This is a genomic window from Mycolicibacterium setense (genome assembly GCF_000805385.1).
Taxonomy (GTDB): Bacteria; Actinomycetota; Actinomycetes; order Mycobacteriales; family Mycobacteriaceae; genus Mycobacterium; species Mycobacterium setense.
Genome location: NZ_JTJW01000005.1, coordinates 680,764 through 702,180 on the forward strand (window position 1 = coordinate 680,764; position 21,417 = coordinate 702,180).

18 protein-coding genes are annotated in these 21,417 nt (G+C 65.9%); 15 read left to right on the forward strand and 3 right to left on the reverse strand.

The window, feature by feature from the left end:
• Window positions 1–1,371, reverse strand: a complete 1,371-nt coding sequence (locus QQ25_RS09610) for an FAD-dependent oxidoreductase (protein WP_039378414.1) — start codon at window positions 1,369–1,371, stop codon at window positions 1–3.
• Between the two features lie 288 nt (window positions 1,372–1,659).
• Between QQ25_RS09610 and QQ25_RS09615 the strand changes: the two genes are divergently transcribed.
• Window positions 1,660–2,967, forward strand: a complete 1,308-nt coding sequence (locus tag QQ25_RS09615; RefSeq protein ID WP_039378415.1) for an AurF N-oxygenase family protein — start codon at window positions 1,660–1,662, stop codon at window positions 2,965–2,967.
• Window positions 2,968–3,027: 60 nt separating this feature from the next.
• On the opposite strand, the gene QQ25_RS09620 is transcribed toward QQ25_RS09615, so the two are convergent.
• On the reverse strand, window positions 3,028–3,861 hold the full coding sequence (locus QQ25_RS09620; RefSeq protein ID WP_039378416.1) for a class I SAM-dependent methyltransferase: 834 nt from the start codon (window positions 3,859–3,861) through the stop codon (window positions 3,028–3,030).
• A gap of 155 nt (window positions 3,862–4,016) precedes the next feature.
• Here QQ25_RS09620 and QQ25_RS09625 point away from each other — a divergent pair, with 155 nt between their 5' ends.
• The 14 genes from QQ25_RS09625 (at window position 4,017) to secA (ending at window position 20,686) form a co-directional block, all read left to right on the forward strand.
• Entirely contained in the window at window positions 4,017–5,498 is a 1,482-nt protein-coding gene (locus QQ25_RS09625; RefSeq protein WP_039317567.1) for an amino acid permease, read from the forward strand.
• Window positions 5,499–5,709: 211 nt separating this feature from the next.
• Window positions 5,710–6,954: an alkane 1-monooxygenase gene (locus QQ25_RS09630; RefSeq protein ID WP_201774212.1), complete on the forward strand. Its 1,245-nt coding sequence runs from the start codon at window positions 5,710–5,712 to the stop codon at window positions 6,952–6,954.
• Window positions 6,951–7,124 carry a rubredoxin gene (locus QQ25_RS09635; protein WP_039378417.1) on the forward strand — a complete coding sequence of 58 codons (174 nt, stop codon included), beginning with the start codon at window positions 6,951–6,953 and terminating at the stop codon, window positions 7,122–7,124. The genes QQ25_RS09630 and QQ25_RS09635 overlap by 4 nt, the downstream gene beginning before the upstream one ends.
• Window positions 7,121–7,306 (forward strand): rubredoxin, encoded by a 186-nt coding sequence (locus QQ25_RS09640; protein WP_039317574.1) that lies wholly within the window; start codon window positions 7,121–7,123, stop codon window positions 7,304–7,306. Before QQ25_RS09635 ends, QQ25_RS09640 begins: the two co-directional genes overlap by 4 nt.
• A 53-nt stretch (window positions 7,307–7,359) precedes the next feature.
• On the forward strand, window positions 7,360–7,983 hold the full coding sequence (gene alkX, locus QQ25_RS09645; RefSeq protein WP_039317577.1) for a TetR family transcriptional regulator AlkX: 624 nt from the start codon (window positions 7,360–7,362) through the stop codon (window positions 7,981–7,983).
• A gap of 139 nt (window positions 7,984–8,122) precedes the next feature.
• Window positions 8,123–9,583 carry an adenosylhomocysteinase gene (gene ahcY, locus QQ25_RS09650; RefSeq protein WP_039317580.1) on the forward strand — a complete coding sequence of 487 codons (1,461 nt, stop codon included), beginning with the start codon at window positions 8,123–8,125 and terminating at the stop codon, window positions 9,581–9,583.
• A gap of 235 nt (window positions 9,584–9,818) precedes the next feature.
• Entirely contained in the window at window positions 9,819–11,066 is a 1,248-nt protein-coding gene (locus QQ25_RS09655) for a lipase family protein (protein WP_409371012.1), read from the forward strand.
• Between the two features lie 25 nt (window positions 11,067–11,091).
• Entirely contained in the window at window positions 11,092–11,724 is a 633-nt protein-coding gene (locus QQ25_RS09660; RefSeq protein WP_039317586.1) for a dTMP kinase, read from the forward strand.
• A 52-nt stretch (window positions 11,725–11,776) separates the two neighbouring features.
• Entirely contained in the window at window positions 11,777–12,463 is a 687-nt protein-coding gene (mtrA, locus tag QQ25_RS09665) for a two-component system response regulator MtrA (RefSeq protein ID WP_019343547.1), read from the forward strand.
• A gap of 22 nt (window positions 12,464–12,485) precedes the next feature.
• The gene (gene mtrB / locus QQ25_RS09670) at window positions 12,486–14,147 is read left to right on the forward strand and encodes an MtrAB system histidine kinase MtrB (RefSeq protein WP_039318475.1); all 1,662 of its coding nucleotides are present in this window, start codon (window positions 12,486–12,488) and stop codon (window positions 14,145–14,147) included.
• Window positions 14,144–15,904 carry an MtrAB system accessory lipoprotein LpqB gene (gene lpqB / locus QQ25_RS09675; protein WP_039378419.1) on the forward strand — a complete coding sequence of 587 codons (1,761 nt, stop codon included), beginning with the start codon at window positions 14,144–14,146 and terminating at the stop codon, window positions 15,902–15,904. Before mtrB ends, lpqB begins: the two co-directional genes overlap by 4 nt.
• Window positions 15,905–16,034: 130 nt before the next feature.
• A complete protein-coding gene (locus tag QQ25_RS09680) occupies window positions 16,035–16,664 on the forward strand; it encodes a ComF family protein (protein WP_039378420.1) in 630 nt (209 codons plus the stop codon).
• Window positions 16,665–16,965: 301 nt separating this feature from the next.
• On the forward strand, window positions 16,966–17,649 hold the full coding sequence (hpf, locus tag QQ25_RS09685) for a ribosome hibernation-promoting factor, HPF/YfiA family (RefSeq protein WP_039378421.1): 684 nt from the start codon (window positions 16,966–16,968) through the stop codon (window positions 17,647–17,649).
• Window positions 17,650–17,821: 172 nt separating this feature from the next.
• Window positions 17,822–20,686, forward strand: a complete 2,865-nt coding sequence (secA, locus tag QQ25_RS09690) for a preprotein translocase subunit SecA (protein WP_039378422.1) — start codon at window positions 17,822–17,824, stop codon at window positions 20,684–20,686.
• Here the strand turns inward: secA and QQ25_RS09695 are convergent.
• On the reverse strand, window positions 20,683–21,213 hold the full coding sequence (locus QQ25_RS09695; protein WP_234711884.1) for an Rv3235 family protein: 531 nt from the start codon (window positions 21,211–21,213) through the stop codon (window positions 20,683–20,685). The two genes, secA and QQ25_RS09695, sit on opposite strands and share 4 nt — an antisense overlap.
• Between the last annotated feature and the right edge of the window lie 204 nt (window positions 21,214–21,417).

The window sequence follows — 21,417 nt, forward strand, 5'->3', positions numbered from 1 at the left end:
TCACACCCTGGTGAGGATGTCGACCTCGCCGCCCCTGCGCTCGGCCAGCCATTGCCTGACGTTGTTGCGGACCGCACGGCCGATCAGCCGGGGTGTCGGCACCAGATAAAGGCTGTCGAGCAAGCTGGTTCTGCTCAAAAACCATTCGGCCAGAACGGGATCGGTTTCGGCGGCGGCGACGAGCTGCTTGAACAGGTCGTACGCCGGCCGGTACCACCACGGACGGTCGCCCTGCGCCCCGTGCTCGCTGTGGTCGGCGGCGGCGTTCATCAGCCACACCGGCCAAATCGTCTTGGCTGTGCGGAACGCGAACCGCTGCATCAGGTTGTCAGTTCCACCGGACAGCACGTGTCGCAGATTGTCGGCCTGCAGTGCCGACATGGTCACGCCCTGCCCGAATGTCGGGTTGAGGCTTGCGATGGCGTCACCGAACGGCAAGATGCCCGCGGGAAATCTGGCCATCCCTTCGTAGCGCCGCCACTTGCTCGTCGGGTACCGGTGAAAGTTCATGTCGCCGATGGGCGTACCGGCGCGCAACGCGGTACTGATCTCGGCCGGCACCAGTTCCTCGGCCAGCGCGCAGATGCCCGCGAAGTCACGCGGTGGCTCCGCCTTGGCCACCCCGAACGTCGTCACCATCCATATGCCGTCCTCGTGGAACAACATGCCCATTCCCAACGGGCGCTCTCGGGTGGCCCCGACGATGACCATCTTCTGGGGAAGCATTCCGTCGGGAATCTTCACGCGGTGCGAGGCGTAAGTGACGCCAACTTGTACCGAATCCTCGTGCGGGCGCTGAAATCCCCACTGCTGCAACCACGCCGGCAGCCGGCTGCCGCGCCCGGACGCGTCGATCACCAGATCGGCCGGCGCGACGTCACCATCGTCGAGAACGACGCCGGTCACCCGCTCGGCCGCCTGGTCGTACCGCGGATGCGTGACCACCTGACGCACGATGTCGACGCCGGCCGACGCGCTGACACGCTTGCGGATCTGCCATTCGAGATGGCCCCGGCTGGGAACGTAGGCGGTGTACTTGTCGTCCAGCCCGGTTGCCAGCACGTGATCGGCCGCGGCGAAGTGGATCGACTCGTGCCGGTTGCGTACCACCGGGACGCCCGCGGCCGCCATGTCATGGAGCAGTCCGGGAAACAGCCCTTCCAGCTCCTGGGCGCCGCGGGCCATCAGCAGATGCACGTGCTGACCCTGCGGTATTGCACTGCGATTGACCGGCTGGTCCGGTAGCTCGTCACGCTCATAGACCGTGACGCGGTCGAAATGGTCGGTGAGGACCCGCGCGGCGCACAGGCCTGCGATACTTCCCCCGACAACGACGGCATGGTTCTGTGACAGTTCGTGAGAGTTGCGCATTGGTGGCCACCGTACTTCGAGCGGATCGTCGTCGGGTCAGAATAAGAGGGCACGTCAATTGTCGACCGTTCAGGCACCGTCTCCAAGGCGGTCGAGGCCGCGCACCGCCGCGTGTCGGGCGCCCGTGAGGCCGGTTGCGGCCCAGGTGGGCGCGGGTGCTCCAGCCGAATTGACGCACTTGCTAACGGACTTGCAACAAGTCATGGCACAATCCCGTGCCTGGAGGCGTGATATGGCTCTCAGGTTGCTACCCTCTGCAAGGAAACTCACACATCAACGGATGGGGCAATGACAACGGTCAGCGACGCGGACGACACGGCATCGGGGGACCTCTATTTCGACAGGGTGGAGGCCCTCTCTCGTGCAACGGTCCGTCGACGCTTCGATCCCTACGTCGACATCGACTGGGACGCACCCGAGAACGCGTTGAAAGACGACGATCCGCGATGGCAGTTGGATCCCGAAAGCGCTCCACTGGCGGCGACGGATTGGTACGCGGAGCAGTCGTTGCAGCGACGCATCGACATGGGCCGCTGGATTACCGCCAACACCCTCAAGGTGACGCTGCAATTCGAAATGATGCTGGTTCGCGGTGTTGTGCATTACGCCGGCAAATTGCCGAACCGTTCGCCGGTATTCCAGTATCTACTGCACGAGCTGATCGACGAATGTAATCACATCCACATGTTCCAGGAGTTCGTCAATCGCGCAGGCGAGGATGTGCCCGGCATGCGGCGAGGCTCTCGGGTGATCGGGCCGATCCTGGGCTTTATCGGCGGTTATGCCAACATCATTCACTTCATCGGGGTGTTGTGCGGGGAACAGCCACTGCACTTCCAGCAGACGCTGCAGCATCGCGGCGCAGCCCATGTGCCGCCGCTGCTCAACAAGATCACCTACATCCATCTGGCCGAGGAAGCCCGTCACATATCGTTTGCCGACGATCTTCTGGCCGAGCGAATGCAAAGCGTCGGGCGAATGAAGCGCGCCTGGTACGCAATTCTCTTCCCGTTTTTCCTCCGGTGGTTGATCGGCGAGATGATCGGCCCGCCACGCACTTTCGCGCGGCAATTCGGGGTGCCGCGGCGGGTCTTCAAATCTGCCTTCTGGAGGAGTGCTCAGTCCCGCCAGATGATGGCGGAATCGGCGGCCGACGTCCGGCGGGTGGCCGAGGATCTGGGACTGCGTACGGCGTGGTCGCGGTGGATCTGGCGAATGCTGGGTATCGAGGGCCGGCTACCGCGTTACCGCGGTGAACCGGACCGCGCCCCCTTGGTCGCACGCGTGGCCCAGCTTCCCATCGCGCTGGCGGCACGTCTCACCGGCGTGGCGATCATGGCGAGCGTCGCGCTTCTGGCGACGCCGGACGGTGTGCGGATCATCGCGGCCGCAGCGGCCGGGGCCGGCGTGTGGGCGGCCTACCACGTTTACCGAGACCGTCGGGGCGGTGTGGTGGGCAACCAGCCGTTCGAATGGCCGAGGCTGTTCGTGTGGGTTGTGGTGTGCGTCGCCATGATTCCCGCCGGAGGGCTGATCGGGCTTGCCCTGGTGGTGTTCATGATCCTGGCGCTCGCCGAGTTCATGCCCACCATGTGAAGTGCCTCTGACGCGCCGACAGCCGCATGGCCGAGTGCCGAGGCCGAACCCCGGCTACCGTCAGGCAGGCTTGTGGAACGTGTACACCCGGTACTGGATCAGGCCGAGCTTGGAGAGCCACTTCATCCACCGGGTGCCGACGATCATCGTCTTCTGCGCATCGGCCGACCCCTGCTCGCGGAAGAACTTGAGCAGGAACGGGTACGTCGGCAACGTGTTCTTCCGGATGTTGCGCTTCTCCGCGAGTTGAAGGCCCGCACGCTTGCCCATGGACCGGTAGCCCCGCAGGGGGACGTTGCCGAGCGTTCCGTACGACTTCGCGATCCGGGGACGGATCGCCATCCAGATCGGCGTCTTGCCGAAGAACATCAGGGTCGGCACGAAATCGGACACCGCGAGGTAGCCGCCGGGCTTGAGAACCCGCGCTGCCTCCGCGAGGAACTTCTCACGGGACGGGAAGTGGAATATGCACTCGACCGCGAGAATGCGGTCGAACGAGTCGTCCTCGAACGGCAACTGACAGGCGTCGGCTTCCACCCAGCCGATCTTGTTGCCGTTGACGGGCTCGGTCTGGGCTTCGGCCGCCGCGAGCTGGCGCGGGTCGATGTTCAGGCCCGTGAGGTCCATGTTGGAGTACGTGCCGTTGATCTGCTGGATGGTGCCACCGAAACCGCAACCGGCGTCGAGCACCTTGTGTCCGTCGGCGACTTTGCCCGCCGTGAACAGCACGTGGTCCATCTGCTCCATGGCAGCGATGTAATCGGCTCGGGTGCCGTCGGCGGCCTTGGGGTTCTCCCAATAGCCCCAGTGCACCTGGTTCTCCCACAGCTGGCCGGTTTCGCCGCCGTCCTGCCGTTCGTCGATCAGCAGGTCGAAATAGGGGAGCTCAGCCACGCGCGAACCGTATCACGATCAATGTCAAGTGTGACGTAGGCCCCACTGGCGCCGGATGGCACGGTTGAGCGGAACTTTGAGAGTCCTACCCGCTTCACGGCCGGCGTGGTGGGAACATTGCCAGACCCCGGCCAGCATGAGAGGCACTACTACATATGTCTGCCCTTCGGCGAACCAAATCTGTCGAGCAGTCGATCGCCGACACCGATGAACCGTCCACCCGGCTGCGCAAGGACCTCACCTGGTGGGACCTGACGGTGTTCGGGGTGTCCGTCGTGATCGGCGCGGGCATCTTCACGATCACCGCGTCCACGGCGGGCAATCTGACCGGCCCCGCGATCTCCATCGCCTTCGTGATCGCTGCCGTCGCGTGTGGATTGGCCGCGTTGTGTTACGCGGAGTTCGCCTCGACCGTGCCCGTCGCCGGCAGCGCGTACACCTTTTCCTATGCCACGTTCGGTGAGTTCGCGGCCTGGATCATCGGCTGGGATCTGATCCTGGAGTTCGCCGTGGCGTCGGCCGTGGTGGCCAAGGGTTGGTCGAGCTATCTCGGCACGGTGTTCGGGTTCGGTGGGGGCATCGCGGACTTCGGCGGCCTCGATGTCGACTGGGGCGCGCTGGTGATCATCGCGCTGGTGACGATCCTGCTGGCGGGTGGCACCAAGTTGTCCGCCCACTTCAGTCTGGCGATCACCATCATCAAGGTGTCGGTCGTGTTGTTGGTCGTGATCGTCGGTGCGTTCTACATCAAGGCCGCCAACTACACCCCGTTCATCCCGCCCAATGAGGCCGGTGCGGGCGCCGGCGGGGCCGACCAGTCGTTGTTCTCGTTGTTGACCGGAGCCGCGGGCAGTCACTACGGCTGGTACGGCGTGTTGGCCGGCGCCTCGATCGTGTTCTTCGCGTTCATCGGATTCGACGTCGTCGCGACCACCGCCGAGGAGACCCGCGATCCGCAGCGCGATGTGCCCCGCGGGATCCTCGCCTCGCTCGGCATCGTCACCGTGCTCTACGTTGCGGTTTCGGTGGTGCTCTCGGGCATGGTGTCCTACACGGTGCTGCGCGATGTGCCCGACGGCCACGCCAACCTGGCCACGGCATTCGAGGCCAACGGTGTGCACTGGGCGGCCAAGGTCATCTCGATCGGAGCGCTCGCGGGCCTCACCACCGTCGTGATCGTGCTGATGCTCGGGCAGACCCGGGTGCTGTTCGCGATGTCGCGCGACGGTCTCCTGCCGCGCCGATTGGCCGTGACCGGCAGCCACGGGACACCGGTCCGGATCACGGTCATCGTCGGTGTGCTGGTGGCGATCGCTGCCTCGGTGTTCCCGATGGGCCGTCTCGAGGAGATGGTGAACATCGGTACGTTGTTCGCCTTCGTACTGGTCTCGGCCGGTGTCATCGTGCTGCGGCGCAGCCGTCCTGACCTACCACGCGGATTCCGCGTGCCCTGGGTACCGGTGTTGCCGATCGCCGCCATCCTGGCGTGCCTGTGGTTGATGCTCAACCTGACCGGATTGACCTGGATCAGGTTTCTGGTCTGGATGGCGATCGGCGTGGCGGTCTACTTCGCGTACGGCCGGCGCCACTCCCTGCTGGGCCGCCGGGACGTGACCACCGCGGAGGTGCCCAGCTAGCGCGAGATGCACCCGCGCCATCGACATTGAAGCCAGGGACAGAATCGGCGACGGTTCTGTCCCTGGCTGCATTCTCGGGAGCGATGCCGCTCGGTTGTGTGACCCCGCACACCTTCCATTCTTTACAAAAGACGGGTGAATGTCTAGACAGGAGACATAAGCACGATTATAGTCAAGTCATTGCAGTGACAGTGCTCACAGAAGGAGGTTCATGGTGGTGGCAGGACTTTCCGACGGCCAGGACGTGGCAGATGTCGGGCAATGGCGGGACAGGAAGCGGCACCTGTGGCTCATGGGGCTCATCGCCCCGACGGCGATCTTCTTGATGCTGCCGCTGGTCTGGGCGCTCAACCAGGCGGGCTGGCATGCCGTGGCGCAGGTACCGCTCTGGATCGGCCCGATCCTGCTCTATGTTCTGCTCCCGCTGCTGGATCTGCGGTTCGGACCCGACGGCCAGAACCCGCCCGACGAGGTGATGGAGCAGCTGGAGAACGACAAGTACTACCGGTATTGCACCTACCTCTACATCCCCTTCCAGTACGCGAGTGTCGTGATGGGTGCGTATCTGTTCACCGCGTCAGACCTCGGCTGGCTCGGGTTCGACGGCGGGTTGGCCTGGCCGGCCAAGATCGGCATCGCACTGTCGGTGGGTGTGCTCGGAGGGGTGGGCATCAACACCGCACACGAGATGGGTCACAAGCGGGACTCGCTGGAGCGCTGGCTGTCCAAGATCACGCTGGCTCAGACGTGGTACGGCCACTTCTACATCGAGCACAACCGTGGGCATCACGTACGGGTGGCCACTCCCGAGGATCCCGCTTCGGCGCGGTTTGGTGAGACGTTCTGGGAGTTCTTGCCGCGCAGCGTGTTCGGCAGCCTGCGCTCGTCGTGGGAATTGGAAGCCCAGCGGCTGCGCCGGCAGGACCGCTCGCCGTGGCACTGGTCCAACGACGTGCTCAACGCGTGGGCGATGTCGGTGGTGTTCTGGGGCGTGCTGATCGCGATCTTCGGCGTCGGCGTGATCCCGTTCATGATCATCCAGGCCATCTACGGATTCAGCCTGCTCGAATCGGTGAACTACCTGGAGCATTACGGGCTGCTGCGGCAGAAGCTGCCCAGCGGTCGCTATGAGCGGTGCGCGCCGGTGCACAGCTGGAACTCCGATCACATCGTCACCAACCTGTTCCTGTACCACCTGCAGCGGCACAGCGATCACCACGCCAACCCGACACGCCGGTACCAAACTCTGCGCAGCATCGACAGCGCTCCGAACCTCCCCAGCGGCTACGCGTCACTGATCGGGCTCACCTACCTGCCGCCGTTGTGGCGCAAGCTGATGGACCACCGGGTGCTGGAGCACTACGACGGCGACATCACGAAGGTCAACATCCAGCCGCGGCTGCGGGAGAAGGTGCTGGCTCGTTACGGCGCGGACAGCGAGGGGGTGCAGAAGTGAACGCCTTCCAGTGCCCCGGTTGCGGCTACATCTACGACGAGTCCAAAGGCGCACCGCGCGAGGGCTTTCCGGCCGGGACGTCGTGGGACGACGTGCCCGACGACTGGTGCTGCCCAGACTGTGCGGTGCGGGAGAAGATCGATTTCGAACCGATGGGAGCAGTGAAATGACCCAGCCCTACAAGCTGTTCATCTGCGTGCAGTGCGGATTCGAGTACGACGAGGCCAAGGGCTGGCCCGAGGACGGCATCGCCCCGGGCACCCGCTGGGATGAGATTCCCGACGACTGGAGCTGCCCGGACTGCGGCGCGGCGAAGTCTGATTTCGAGATGGTCGAGGTCGCGCGGCCTTGACGGCTTGCAGCGACGGGCTCGAAACCTCGCCGGAAAGCGATATTGTCGCCCGTGTGAGTCGGCCGCGAGACAAACAGCGCATCCCGTATGCGGAGGCATCCAGGGTGCTGCTGCGCGATTCGATCCTCGACGGCATGCGGGAGCTGTTGCTGACCCGCGACTGGTCGGCCATCACGCTGTCGCATGTGGCCCAGGTCGCGGGGATCAGCCGGCAGACGATCTACAACGAATTCGGTTCACGGCAGGGCCTGGCCGAGGGGTACGCGATGCGCCTGGCCGACCGGCTCGTCGACGCGGTCGACGACGCGATCAACAACAACGTCGGCGAGGTCCACGCGGCATTCCTTGAGGGCTTCCGGGCCTTCTTCCTCGAGTCCGCCGCCGACCCGCTGGTGATCTCGCTGCTCACCGGCGCGTCCAAGCCCGACCTGCTGCAGATCATCACGACCGGCAGCGGGCCCATCATCAGCCGATGCTCGGCGCGGCTGACCGGAACGTTCCAGAACAGCTGGATGAAGGCGAGCGACCAGGACGCCGGGGTGCTGGCCCGGGCGATCGTGCGGCTGGCGATGAGCTATGTCTCGATGCCGCCGGAGGCGGACCACGATGTGGCCGGTGACCTGGCCCGACTCATGACGCCGTTCGCCGAGCGCTACGGTGTCATAGATACCCCGTAGCTGTCAGTGCGCCGCCGCTGTTGAAAAACGCATGAGCGCCTGTCCCGCGAGCCCGCAGGCTAGAGGTATCAGCATCTGGCGTCGCCGTAGTGCGCGCCTGTGCGCTTGCAAGCAATCACGACTGAAAAGAGGGCTCTAAATGACCGAGTTGAAGGCCGACAGCCGCAACGGCATCGACTTCAAGGTTGCCGACCTGTCGCTGGCCGAGTTCGGCCGCAAGGAAATCCGGCTCGCCGAGCACGAAATGCCCGGCTTGATGTCGCTGCGCCGTGAGTACCACGACGTCCAGCCGCTCAAGGGTGCCCGCATCTCCGGCTCGCTGCACATGACCGTGCAGACCGCGGTGCTGATCGAGACCCTCGTGGCACTGGGCGCCGAAGTTCGGTGGGCGTCCTGCAACATCTTCTCCACCCAGGACCATGCCGCGGCGGCCACCGTCGTCGGACCGCACGGAACGCCCGAGGAGCCCAAGGGTGTCCCGGTGTTCGCGTGGAAGGGCGAGAGCCTGGAGGAGTACTGGTGGGCCGCCGAGCAGATGCTCACCTGGCCGAATGAGCCCGCCAACATGATTCTCGACGACGGCGGTGACGCCACCATGCTGGTGCTGCGCGGCGCGCAGTATGAGAAGGCCGGTGTGGTGCCGCCCGCCGAGGATGACGATCCCGCCGAGTGGAAGGTCTTCCTCTCCCTGGTGCGCAAGCGCTTCGAGACGGAGAAGGACAAGTGGACCAAGATCGCCGATTCGGTCCAGGGCGTCACCGAGGAGACCACCACCGGTGTCTTGCGGCTCTACCAGTTCGCCGCTGCCGGTGAACTGGCGTTCCCGGCCATCAATGTCAACGACTCGGTCACCAAGAGCAAGTTCGACAACAAGTACGGCACCCGGCACTCGCTGATCGACGGCATCAACCGTGGCACCGACGTGCTGATCGGCGGCAAGAAGGTGCTGATCTGTGGCTACGGCGACGTGGGTAAGGGTTGCGCGGAGTCGCTGGCCGGCCAGGGCGCCCGTGTGCAGGTCACCGAGATCGACCCGATCAATGCGCTGCAGGCCTTGATGGACGGGTTCGACGTGGTCAAGGTCGAGGATGCGATCGGTAATGCCGACATCGTCGTCACCGCGACCGGCAACCTGGACATCATCAAGATCGAGCACATGAAGGCGATGAAGGACCAGGCCATCTTGGGCAACATCGGTCACTTCGACAACGAGATCGACATGGCGGCTCTCGAGCGCTCGGGCGCCACCCGGATCAACATCAAGCCGCAGGTCGACGAGTGGACGTTCGGCGACTCGGGCAAGTCGATCATCGTGCTGAGCGAGGGCCGTCTGCTCAACCTCGGAAACGCCACGGGCCACCCGTCATTCGTGATGAGCAACAGCTTCTCCAACCAGGTGATCGCCCAGATCGAGCTGTGGACCAAGAACGACGAGTACGACAACGAGGTCTACCGTCTGGCCAAGCACCTCGACGAGAAGGTCGCGCGCATCCACGTCGAGGCACTCGGCGGCACGCTGACCAAGCTCACCAAGGAGCAGGCCGAGTACATCGGCGTCGACGTCGAGGGACCGTACAAGCCGGAGCACTACCGGTACTGATTTACCTTCTGCGCGAGCAGTCCCCCCGCAAGCGGGAGGTGCCCCCAGCGAAAACCCCCATTTCCCTGTGGATTTGGGGGTTTTTGCGTCTGCTCGGCGTGGCTGCTCAGCGACTTGACCAGGTCGCTTATGTCTGTACCCGACAATTGGCAGGCTCTGACTGTTATTGTTCCGCCTCGTGGGTCGGGCCTGGGGGATTCTGTGTGTCGTATTGCTGCTCGGAACTGTCGGCATCGTGCCGGCGCACGCCGATCCGTCGAATGACGGGCACGACCCGATCTTCAACGAGGACGAGTACGCCGAGTTCTACACGCCGCCCGACCCGTTGCCCGGGGTGCCGGGGGACCTGATCAAGTCCGAGCCGTCACGGCTGGTGCTGGAACCGTCCGGTGAGCTCGGCGCCATCGTCGCCGACGGAACGCGAATCATGTACCGCAGCACCGATGCTCGCGGCAATCCGATGGCGGTGACCGGCACCTACTTCGAGCCCCACAACGCGTGGTCGGGCAAGGGGCCGCGGCCGCTGATCGTCTACGGCCCGGGCACCCAGGGCCAGGGCGACCAGTGCGCACCATCGCGGCAGTTCAATCAGGGCATCCACTGGTCTCCGTGGCTCGACGTGGCGTTCAACTACGAGGAACTGTTCGTCGCGACCATGGTGGCGCGCGGATTCGCCATCGTGATGACCGATTATCAGGGGCTCGGCACGCCGGGTCTGCACACGTACGTGAACCGGGTCGCCGAAGGCAATGCCATGCTCGACGCCGGTCGCGCCGCGATGAAACTGCCCGGCACATCCCTGGATCCGCATGGGCCAGTGGCTTTTTGGGGGTACTCGCAGGGTGGTGGCGCCGCCGCGTCGGCGGCTGAGTTGGCGTCGTCCTACGCACCTGACCTACACGTGGTGGGCACCTATGCGGGCGCGCCGCCCGCCGACCTGAAGGAACTCTTTCCCTACGCCGACGGCAGCGCGCTGGTCGGCGTGGTGGGGTACGCGCTGAACTCCGTCATCGCCACCTACCCGGAATTCGAGGACGTGATCCGCTCGAAGCTCACACCGCGCGGGGTGGACCTGTTGCAGAAGGTTCAGGACCAGTGCGTGGCCGAGACGGCCACCAAGTTCATGTTCCGTCACCTGCAGCCCTACTTCAACGTCGACATCTATCGGGCGGTGAACGAGGAGCCGTTCAGCACCCTGTTCGACATGCAGAAGATCGGCCGCTACAAGCCGAACGCGCCGGTGATGGTCCTGAGCAACCGATATGACCCGCTGGTGCCGTGGACGGCAGCCAACCAGCTGGGCAAAGACTGGTGTGAGAAAGGTGCGGACATCCAGTTCTGGACGAACGAGGAGCCGCCGTTCCTGAACAAGCTGGTGATCAACCACGCACTACCGATGCTCGTCGACGGCGAGCGGGGTATGCAGTGGATTGCCGATCGCTTCAACGGATTGCCGACCACACCCAACTGCGGCGAGTTCTAGGCGGGCGCACCATTACGCTGCCACTGTGCTCATAGCGATCGAGGGCGTCGACGGCGCAGGCAAACGTACGTTGACGGGCGGCCTGCGGGCGGCGTTCGAGGCCGATCGCAAGTCCGTCGGCACACTGGCGTTCCCGCGCTATCACCACTCGGTGCCCGCCGATCTCGCGGCAGAAGCGCTCCATGGAAAGCACGGAGACCTGGCCGACTCGGTCTACGCCATGGCAGTCCTGTTCGCGCTCGACCGCGCCGGCGCCCGCGAGGAGATCGAACATCTGCAGGCGGCCTATGACGTCGTGATCCTGGACCGTTACGTCGCGTCCAATGCCGCCTACAGCGCCGCCCGGCTGCATCAGGGCGCTGACGGGGATGTGGTCGCCTGGGTGCGCGAGCTCGAGTTCGACCGGCTCAAACTGCCCGCACCGGACTGGCAGCTGTTGCTCGACGTTCCGGCCGAGTTGGCCGCCCAGCGCGCCGAGCATCGCGCCAACACCGAGGCCGACCGCGCCAAGGACGCCTACGAGCGGGACGGCGGGCTGCAACAGCGCACCGGTGCGGTCTATGCCGCGCTGGCCGCCGCCGACTGGTGCGGCGGCTGGGCCGTGGCGGGCCCGGATGTGGACCCGGCCGCCTTGGCGGGACGGCTAAGCAGCAGATAAAGCGGAGAAACCCGCGTGTGGTACCCCGGTTTTATCGCGAACGGGTGACACCATGGACACCATGAGGCAAAGGATCCTTGTCGTCGATGACGACCCATCGCTGGCCGAGATGCTCACCATCGTCTTGCGTGGTGAGGGATTCGACACCGCGGTCATCGGCGACGGCAGCCAAGCGCTGACCGCGGTCCGTGAGTTGCGGCCCGATCTGGTCCTCCTGGACCTCATGTTGCCCGGCATGAACGGGATCGACGTGTGCCGGGTGCTGCGTGCCGACTCCGGCGTGCCGATCGTCATGCTGACCGCCAAGACCGACACCGTCGACGTGGTGTTGGGCCTGGAATCCGGTGCCGACGACTATGTGATGAAGCCGTTCAAGCCGAAGGAGCTCGTCGCCCGCGTGCGCGCGCGTCTGCGCCGTAACGAGGACGAGCCTGCCGAGCTGCTGTCGATCAACGATGTCGAGATCGATGTGCCCGCCCACAAGGTGACCCGGCAGGGCGAGCAGATTTCGCTGACACCGCTGGAGTTCGACCTGCTCGTGGCGCTGGCACGCAAACCACGCCAGGTGTTTACTCGTGATGTGCTGCTCGAACAGGTGTGGGGATATCGCCACCCCGCCGACACCCGTTTGGTGAACGTGCATGTCCAGCGGTTGCGGGCCAAGGTCGAGAAGGACCCGGAGAACCCGCAGGTGGTGTTGACCGTTCGAGGAGTGGGATACAAGGCCGGACCGCCGTGACGTTCACCGCCTGGCGGTGGCCGTGATCTTCGGCTCACGACGGCGCATCCGTGGGCGCTGGGGAGGTTCCGGCCCACTGTTGCGTGGACTCGGGACGCTCGGCAGGGCGCTGAGCCTGGTGTGGCGTCGTTCGCTGCAACTGCGTGTGGTCACGCTGACATTGGGGCTTTCGCTCGCCGTCATCCTGGTACTCGGTTTCGTGCTGACCAGTCAGATCACCGACCGGATTCTCGAGGTCAAGGTCAAGGCCGCCACCGAGGAAGTCGAGCGTGCCCGCGTCACGGTCGGCGGCATCGTCGGCGGTGAGGAGAGCCGCTCGCTGGACAGCAGCCTGCAGCTGGCGCGCAACACCTTGATCGATCGCAAGGCCGATGCCCGCGCTGACGTGGCCGGTGCGTTCGACGCCGCGCTCATCGTTCCCGGCGACGGTCCACGCGAGGCCGCGGCGGCCGGGCCGGTGCAACAGGTGCCGAAGGCGTTGCGCGACTTCGTCAAAGCCGGGCAGGTCAGCTATCAGTACGCCACGGTGCATACCGATGGGTTCTCCGGGCCGGCGCTGATCGTCGGCAGCCCGGCGTCCTCGTCGGTGCCCAATCTTGAGCTGTACCTGATCTTTCCGCTGAACAACGAGGAGAGCACCATCTCGCTGGTGCGCGGCACGATGGCGACCGGCGGCGTGGTGTTGTTGGGCCTGCTGGCCGCGATCGCCCTGGTGGTGGCCCGCCAGATCGTGCAGCCGGTGCGTTCGGCCTCGCGTATCGCCGAGCGGTTCGCCGAAGGACACCTGACCGAGCGCATGCCGGTGCGCGGCGAGGACGACATGGCGCGGTTGGCGGTGTCGTTCAACGACATGGCCGAGAGCCTGTCCCGCCAGATCCAACAACTCGAAGAGTTCGGAAACCTGCAGCGCCGCTTCACTTCTGACGTCAGCCACGAGCTGCGCACGCCCCTGACCACCGTGCGCATGGCCGCGGATCTGATCCATGACCATAGTGAGGATCTGGACCCCGCATTGCGGCGGTCCACCGAACTGATGGTCAACGAACTGGACCGCTTCGAGACCCTGCTGGCCGACCTGCTGGAAATCTCCCGCCACGACGCCGGCGTTGCGGAGCTGTCGGTGGAGTCGGTCGATCTGCGCTCCACGGTGCAGAGCGCGCTGGACAACGTCGGGCACCTGGCCGCCGACGCGGAGGTGGACCTCGACGTCAACATGCCCGCCGATGAGGTGATCGCGGAGGTGGATCCGCGCCGGGTGGAACGGATCCTGCGCAACCTCATCGCCAATGCCATCGACCACGCCGAACGCAAACCGGTGCGCATCCGGATGGCCGCCGACGAGGACACCGTGGCCGTCACCGTCCGCGACTTCGGCGTCGGTCTGCGCCCCGGCGAGGAGAAGCTGGTGTTCAGCCGATTCTGGCGGTCGGACCCGTCACGGGTGCGTCGCTCCGGCGGCACCGGATTGGGGCTGGCGATCAGCATCGAGGACGCGCGCCTGCACCAGGGCCGGTTGGAGGCCTGGGGCGAACCGGGCAAGGGAGCCTGCTTCCGCCTGACGCTGCCCCTGGTGCGCGGCCACAAGGTGACCACGAGCCCGTTGCCGCTCAAACCCGTTGCGCCGCAGCAGAAGCAGCGGCAGCGTCCCACCCGGGACCGGGAGCAAGCGGAGGAGAACGTGTGAAGCGCCTGCTGACGGTGGTGATCGTCGGTCTGGTAGTCCTGGTGTCCGGATGCGCGGGAATTCCGAATTCGTCGTCCCCGCAGGCGATCGGCACGGTCGACAAACCGGCACCACCGAACCTTCCCAAACCGGCGCCCGGCATGGACCCCGACGTGTTGCTACGCGAATTCCTCAAGGCCACTGCCGATCCCGCGAACCGGCACCTGGCCGCGCGGCAGTTCCTCACCGAGTCGGCCTCCAGCGCATGGGACGACGCCGGTAGCGCGCTGCTGCTCGACCGCGTGGTGTTCGTCGAAACCCGTGGCTCGGACCGGGTTTCGGTGAGCATGCGGGCTGACATCCTGGGGTCACTGTCCGACATGGGAGTGTTCGAGACGGGGGAGGGCGCGCTGCCCGATCCCGGTCCCATCGAACTCGTCCAGACCCCGGGCGGATGGCGTATCGACCGGTTGCCCAACGGCGTGTTCCTCGACTGGCAACAGTTCCAGTCGACCTACAAACGCAACACCCTTTACTTCGTCGACCCGACCGGAACCACCGTCGTGCCCGATCCGCGCTACGTCGCGGTCTCCGATCCCGACCAGTTGGCCACCGAGTTGATCTCCAAACTCGTTGCCGGGCCACGCCCGGAGATGGCCAGATCCGTGCGGAACCTGCTCGACGCACCGCTGCGGATGCGCGGCCCGGTCACCCGGGCCGACGGCGGCAAGACCGGCGTGGGCCGTGGCTACGGCGGCGCCCGCATCGACCTCGAGAACCTGTCGACCACCGATCCGCACAGTCGTCAACTGCTTGCCGCCCAAATCATTTGGACCCTGTCGCGCGCCGGGGTCAGCGGCCCGTACGTGATCAACGCCGACGGTGCGCCATTGGACGACCGGTTCGCCGACGGCTGGGAGACCTCCGATGTCGCGGCGGCCGATCCGGGGGCGGTACCCGGCGCGGCGGCCGGGCTGCACGCGCTGGTGGGTGGCTCGCTCGTGGCGCTCGACGGCCAGCAGACGGCCAGGGTGCCCGGCGCATTCGGCTCTGCGCCCAATCAGAAGTCGGCCGCGGTGTCGCGCAACGGGCAGGACGCGGCCTCGGTCGTCGTGCTGCCGGACGCGCCGGAAGCCACGGCTGCCTCGCTATGGATGGGGCCGCTGGGCGGGCCCACGGCCAAGGCCATCGAGGGCCGCAGCCTGACCCGGCCCAGTTGGTCGCTGGATCAGGCGGTGTGGGTGGTGGTCGACGATGTCAACGTGGTGCGGGCCATCCGCGACGCGTCAGGCGTGCCGGCCCGCATTCCGGTCGACGTCGCGGCGGTGTCCACCCGCTATCCGGGCCCGATCACCGAACTGCAACTCTCACGCGACGGCACGCGTGCGGCGATGGTGATCGGCGGGCAGGTGATCCTGGCGGGAATCGAGCGCACCCCCGAGGGACAGTTCCTGCTGACCTACCCGCGGCGCCTCGGCTTCGGCCTGGGCAACAGCGTGGTGTCGCTGTCCTGGCGCACCGGCGACGACATCGTGGTCAGCCGGACCGACCCGGCCCACCCGGTGTCGTACGTGAATCTCGACGGGGTCAACTCCGACGGGCCGAGCCGCAATCTGGTGGCCCCGGTGGGCACCGTGGCCGCCAATCCGTCGACGGTATATGTCGCCGACCAACGCGGCGTGCTGCAGCTCTCGGCGTCGGCCAGTGAGGACAACCCGGGGTGGGTCGAGGTGCGCCCGTTGATGATTGCCGGCTCGGTGCCGGTACTGCCCGGCTGAGGCCGCTCGGCGCGCCGGTTTCCACTTCTGGGCTGTGCACCGCCGGGTTTCGCGACCCAGCGGTAGAAATCTGCGAAGTCAGGCGAATGAGAGTCCGGCTATGTCGGCCCGGACGCGCAGACTGCCGGACATGCTCGACCTCATCCTGCCGTTGGAATGTGGTGGCTGCGGTGCGCCGTCGACCAGGTGGTGTGCCTCGTGCGCCGCACAACTCGGGGTTGGGGACGACGAGCCGCACCTGTTCACTGCGCGGACCGATCCGGGAGTCCCGGTCTTCGCGCTGGGCCGCCATGCCGGCGTCCGCAGACGCGTCATCGTCGCCGCCAAAGAAAAGGGGCGCACGGACCTGATCGGCCCCCTGGCCACAGCGCTGAGCGCCGGCCTGCAGCACCTGCTGACCTGGGGCATCATCGGCACTCCGGTGACGGTGGTGCCGGCGCCCACCCGGCGTGCCGCAGCGCGTCGCCGTGGCGGCGATCCGGTCAGCCGGATGGCGACGTCGGCGGTGGCCGATCTGCCCGGGGCGTGCGTCGTGCCTGCGCTGCGCCTGCGGCCCTGGGTGCGAGATTCGGTGGGCCTGTCCGGTGCCGCACGTCAGCGCAATATCGCCGGCCGAGTGCGTCTCGTCAGGCCCGTCACCGGCGAAGTGGTCCTCGTCGACGACATCGTCACGACCGGGGCAACGGCGGCCGAATCGGTGCGGATGCTCAGGCGTGCGGGGGCTGAAGTGTCCGCTGTGCTGGCGATTTCGCATGCCTGACGTGCGGCGGGTTTCGCCGGGATCAAACCCGCGTGAAGAACTGAAAACACGTATTTGAAATTGGTGGCACGAGTGGGTGAACACGGACTACCGTCGGCAGCAACCACCCGTGAATTACTCACGGCGGCGCTGACAGGACACCGGCGCCACTTCGCCGCACATGGCTGTAGCCGGGCAGGAGGTGAGTTACCCGACACCTTGCGCCGATGGGTGGAGCAAACTTCCGGCCCATCGCCACGATTCGTTGAGAAGCAGGGCACGCATGAAGCGTGTGACAACTGAGAGAAACGAGTTGCCGAGTATGTCAACCCATACCCCGGATACAAGCGCCACCATGGTGGTCGACCCCGACGAACAGGTCGGCGAAACCACCCCGGAGCCGAATGCAGAGGTCGTGGTCAAGGGTCGAAACGTAGAAGTTCCAGACCATTTCCGTATCTACGTCTCGGAGAAGTTGTCGCGCCTGGAGCGGTTCGACCGCACCATCTACCTGTTCGACGTCGAACTCGACCACGAACGCAACCGCCGTCAACGTAAAAACTGCCAACATGTCGAGATCACGGCCCGCGGCCGTGGACCGGTGGTGCGCGGCGAGGCCTGCGCCGACAGTTTCTACGCCGCCCTGGAGGCAGCGGCCGGCAAACTCGAGAGCAGGCTGCGCAAGAGCAAGGACCGCCGCAAGATCCACTACGGCGACAAGACGCCGGTCTCACTGGCCGAGGCCACGGCGCACGAGACGCTGTTCGACGACCGGCCGCAGGCGGCGGCCGATACCCAGATGCCGGACGGCCTCGATGACCATGAGCCCGGCCGGATCGTGCGTATCAAGGAGCACCCGGCCAAGCCGATGACCGTCGACGACGCGCTCTACGAGATGGAGCTGGTGGGCCACGATTTCTTCCTGTTCCACGACAAGGAGAGCGACCGGCCGTCCGTCGTCTACCGCCGCCACGCCTATGACTACGGCCTGATCCGCCTGGCGTAGCCCTTCCGAACAGACACGACGCAACGAAACCGCACCCCGGAGCGTTCCGGGGTGCGTTTTCGTCTCTTCGCCCCAGCAGAACCAGCGAGTTCGGCCGGTCACCTACGATGGACGTCAACCAAGCCCGAGCGATCCCACCCACAGGATCCATCGAACCCACAGGGGAAATAGCGTGCTGTCGAAGTTGCTCCGTCTCGGTGAAGGCCGCATGGTCAAGCGCCTCAAGAAGGTGGCCGACTATGTCGACACCTTGTCCGACGACATGGAGAAGCTCTCGGACGCTGAGCTGCGTGCCAAGACCGACGAGTTCCGGCGGCGCCTGGCCGACGACAAGAACCCCGAAGACCTCGATGACCTGATGCCCGAGGCGTTCGCGGTAGCCCGTGAGGCCGCGTGGCGGGTGCTGTCCCAGAAGCACTTCGAAGTCCAGGTCATGGGCGGTGCGGCCCTGCACTTCGGCAACGTCGCGGAGATGAAGACCGGTGAGGGCAAGACCCTGACCGCCGTGTTGCCCGCCTATCTCAACGCGCTGAGCGGCAAGGGCGTGCACGTCGTCACGGTCAACGACTACCTGGCGAAACGCGACAGCGAGTGGATGGGCCGCGTGCACCGGTTCCTGGGTCTGGAGGTGGGTGTCATCCTGTCGGGGCTCACCCCCGAGGAGCGCCGCGCCGCGTACGGCGCCGACATCACCTACGGCACCAACAACGAGTTCGGCTTCGATTATCTGCGCGACAACATGGCGCACTCGGTCGAGGACATGGTTCAGCGCGGCCACAACTTCGCGATCGTGGACGAGGTCGACTCGATCCTGATCGACGAGGCCCGTACCCCGCTGATCATCTCGGGCCCTGCAGACGGCGCCTCCAACTGGTACAGCGAGTTCGCCCGGCTGGCCCCGCTGATGGAGAAGGACGTCCACTACGAGGTCGACATCCGCAAGCGCACCATCGGTGTGCACGAGCTGGGTGTCGAGTTCGTCGAGGATCAGCTGGGCATCGAGAACCTCTACGAGGCCGCCAACTCGCCGTTGGTCAGCTACCTGAACAACGCCATCAAGGCCAAGGAGCTGTTCCAGCGCGACAAGGACTACATCGTCCGCGACGGCGAGGTGCTCATCGTCGACGAGTTCACGGGTCGTGTGCTGTTGGGCCGCCGCTACAACGAGGGCATGCACCAGGCCATCGAGGCCAAGGAACACGTCGAGATCAAGGCCGAGAACCAGACCCTGGCCACCATCACGCTGCAGAACTACTTCCGCCTCTACGACAAGCTGTCCGGCATGACAGGTACGGCCGAGACCGAGGCCGCCGAGCTGCACGAGATCTACAAGCTGGGTGTGGTGCCGATCCCGACCAACAAGCCGATGGTCCGTGCTGACCAGGGCGACCTGATCTACAAGACCGAGGAAGCCAAGTACATCGCCGTCGTCGACGACGTGGCCGAGCGCTACGAAAAGGGTCAGCCGGTGCTGATCGGTACCACCAGCGTCGAGCGTTCCGAGTACCTGTCGCGTCAGTTCACCAAGCGCAAGATTCCGCACAACGTCCTCAACGCGAAGTACCACGAGCAAGAGGCGAACATCATCGCCGAGGCCGGCCGGCTCGGCGCCATCACGGTCGCCACCAACATGGCCGGTCGCGGCACCGACATCGTGCTCGGCGGCAACGCCGACTTCCTGGCCGACAAGCGGCTGCGGGCCAAGGGGCTGGATCCGGTCGAGACGCCCGAAGAGTACGAAGCCGCCTGGGACGACACCCTCACCGCCATCAAGGCCGAGGCCAGTGAGGAAGCGGAGAAGGTCGTCGAGGCCGGCGGTCTCTACGTACTCGGCACCGAACGTCACGAGTCTCGCCGCATCGACAACCAGCTGCGCGGCCGCTCGGGTCGCCAGGGCGACCCGGGTGAGTCCCGCTTCTACCTGTCGTTGGGTGACGAGTTGATGAGGCGGTTCAACGGCGCGACGCTCGAATCGCTGCTCACCAGGCTCAACCTGCCCGACGATGTGCCCATCGAGGCCAAGATGGTGACCCGCGCCATCAAGAGCGCCCAGACGCAGGTCGAGCAGCAGAACTTCGAGGTCCGCAAGAACGTCCTCAAGTACGACGAGGTGATGAACCAGCAGCGCAAGGTCATCTACAAGGAGCGGCGGATGATCCTGGAGGGCGAGAACCTCCAGGAGCAGGCCCACGACATGCTCGTCGACGTGATCACCGCCTACGTTGACGGCGCCACGGCCGAGGGCTACGCCGAGGATTGGGACCTGGCCAAGCTGTGGGAGGCGCTCAAGACGCTCTACCCGGTGGGTATCGATCACAACGATCTGCTGGACTCCGACGCGGTCGGCGAACCCGGTGAGCTGACCCGTGAGGAACTGCTCGACGCGCTTGTCAAGGATGCCGAACGCGCCTACGCCGAGCGGGAGAAGCAGCTCGAGGAGATCGCCGGCGAAGGCGCCATGCGTCAGCTGGAACGCAACGTGCTGCTCAACGTGATCGACCGCAAGTGGCGCGAGCACCTCTACGAGATGGACTACCTCAAGGAAGGCATCGGCCTGCGGGCGATGGCGCAGCGCGACCCGCTGGTGGAGTACCAGCGCGAGGGCTACGACATGTTCGTCGCGATGCTCGACGGGTTGAAAGAGGAGTCGGTCGGCTTCCTGTTCAACGTCCAGGTCGAGGCGGCCCCGGCTCCGCCCAGCGCTCAGGTCGCGCCGGTGGCCGCACCCAGTGGGCTGGCCGAGTTCGCTGCGGCTGCCGCAGCGAAGGCCGGCGAGGCTACAGCCGCCGGTGCGGAGTCGGGCGCGGTGGCCACCAAGGAGCGACCGGCACCTGCATTGCGGGCCAAGGGGATCGACAATGAGGCGCCGCCGCTGACCTACACCGGACCCGCCGAGGACGGCTCCGCGGAGGTCCAGCGTTCCGGCGGTGCCGGTCGCCACTCCGCGTCCTCCGGCGGCACCCGGCGCGAGCGTCGCGAAGCGGCCCGCAAGCAGGCCAAGACCGGTCGGCCGTCGAAGTCGCACCGCAAGAACTAGCCCAGCTGCAACGCGGTGAGTTGCCAACGGCCACTGCGTAATTCGATGCGCCCGGCGATGGCGCGGACGCGCGCGCCACGGGTGTAGGTGGCGAACAGCTCGGCGGCCCCGGACGGGGCTGCCGGGCGCAGGCCCACGCGGCGCAGGCTTGCCGTGGTCGGGTGCCGGGGCTTGGCGGCGGCGACGACGGCGTCGAGCAACAGTTGGCTCATCAGTGACCTCAGCTGGGCCGGAGGCCTGCGTCGGTCGACGACCTCGAGGACCCGGCGCAGTGCCATGTCGGCGAACTGTGCGGCGCCGGGCTGCAATTGGGGTTCCGGGTCGGGGCTGACCAGCCGTAGCCGGCGCTGACCATGCCCGTGCAGAACGGTCGGTGCCGGGCACGTCGCCGGCCGGGCCGGCATGAGCACCGGCCCTGGCGCACCTCTCAGCGGAAGCGCCGGCGGCTCGCAGTCGATGATCGGGGCGGTCAGCGGCCGCCGATCCCGCGCAGGGGCGGATTGAGCGGTGAGTCTTGGGATTTGCACAGGCAGTCTCCAGCGGTCGGCGTCAGGGGCGACATCTGCTGGAGAGGTGCAGACCTACCCATGATCGCATGGGTTCGGCGTGCCGGACGCACGGATCTTCGGGGCCAGGTATGGGTTGGTGCGGGAACGGTTACCCGAATGCGGGGCATGAAATTGACGCGCGGTAGCACCCGTGATGCGCGCGTCCCGAATGGCCGGTTAACG

Excerpts from the sequence above, each read along its gene's own strand:
- mtrA (WP_019343547.1), top strand. The coding sequence starts at position 11,777 with ATGGACACCATGAGGCAAAGGATCCTTGTCGTCGATGACGACCCATCG.
- QQ25_RS09640 (WP_039317574.1), top strand. The coding sequence starts at position 7,121 with ATGACCCAGCCCTACAAGCTGTTCATCTGCGTGCAGTGCGGATTCGAG.
- QQ25_RS09610 (WP_039378414.1), bottom strand. The coding sequence starts at position 1,371 with ATGCGCAACTCTCACGAACTGTCACAGAACCATGCCGTCGTTGTCGGG.
- ahcY (WP_039317580.1), top strand. The coding sequence starts at position 8,123 with ATGACCGAGTTGAAGGCCGACAGCCGCAACGGCATCGACTTCAAGGTT.
- QQ25_RS09615 (WP_039378415.1), top strand. The coding sequence starts at position 1,660 with ATGACAACGGTCAGCGACGCGGACGACACGGCATCGGGGGACCTCTAT.
- QQ25_RS09680 (WP_039378420.1), top strand. The coding sequence starts at position 16,035 with ATGCTCGACCTCATCCTGCCGTTGGAATGTGGTGGCTGCGGTGCGCCG.
- QQ25_RS09625 (WP_039317567.1), top strand. The coding sequence starts at position 4,017 with ATGTCTGCCCTTCGGCGAACCAAATCTGTCGAGCAGTCGATCGCCGAC.
- QQ25_RS09630 (WP_201774212.1), top strand. The coding sequence starts at position 5,710 with ATGGTGGTGGCAGGACTTTCCGACGGCCAGGACGTGGCAGATGTCGGG.
- hpf (WP_039378421.1), top strand. The coding sequence starts at position 16,966 with ATGTCAACCCATACCCCGGATACAAGCGCCACCATGGTGGTCGACCCC.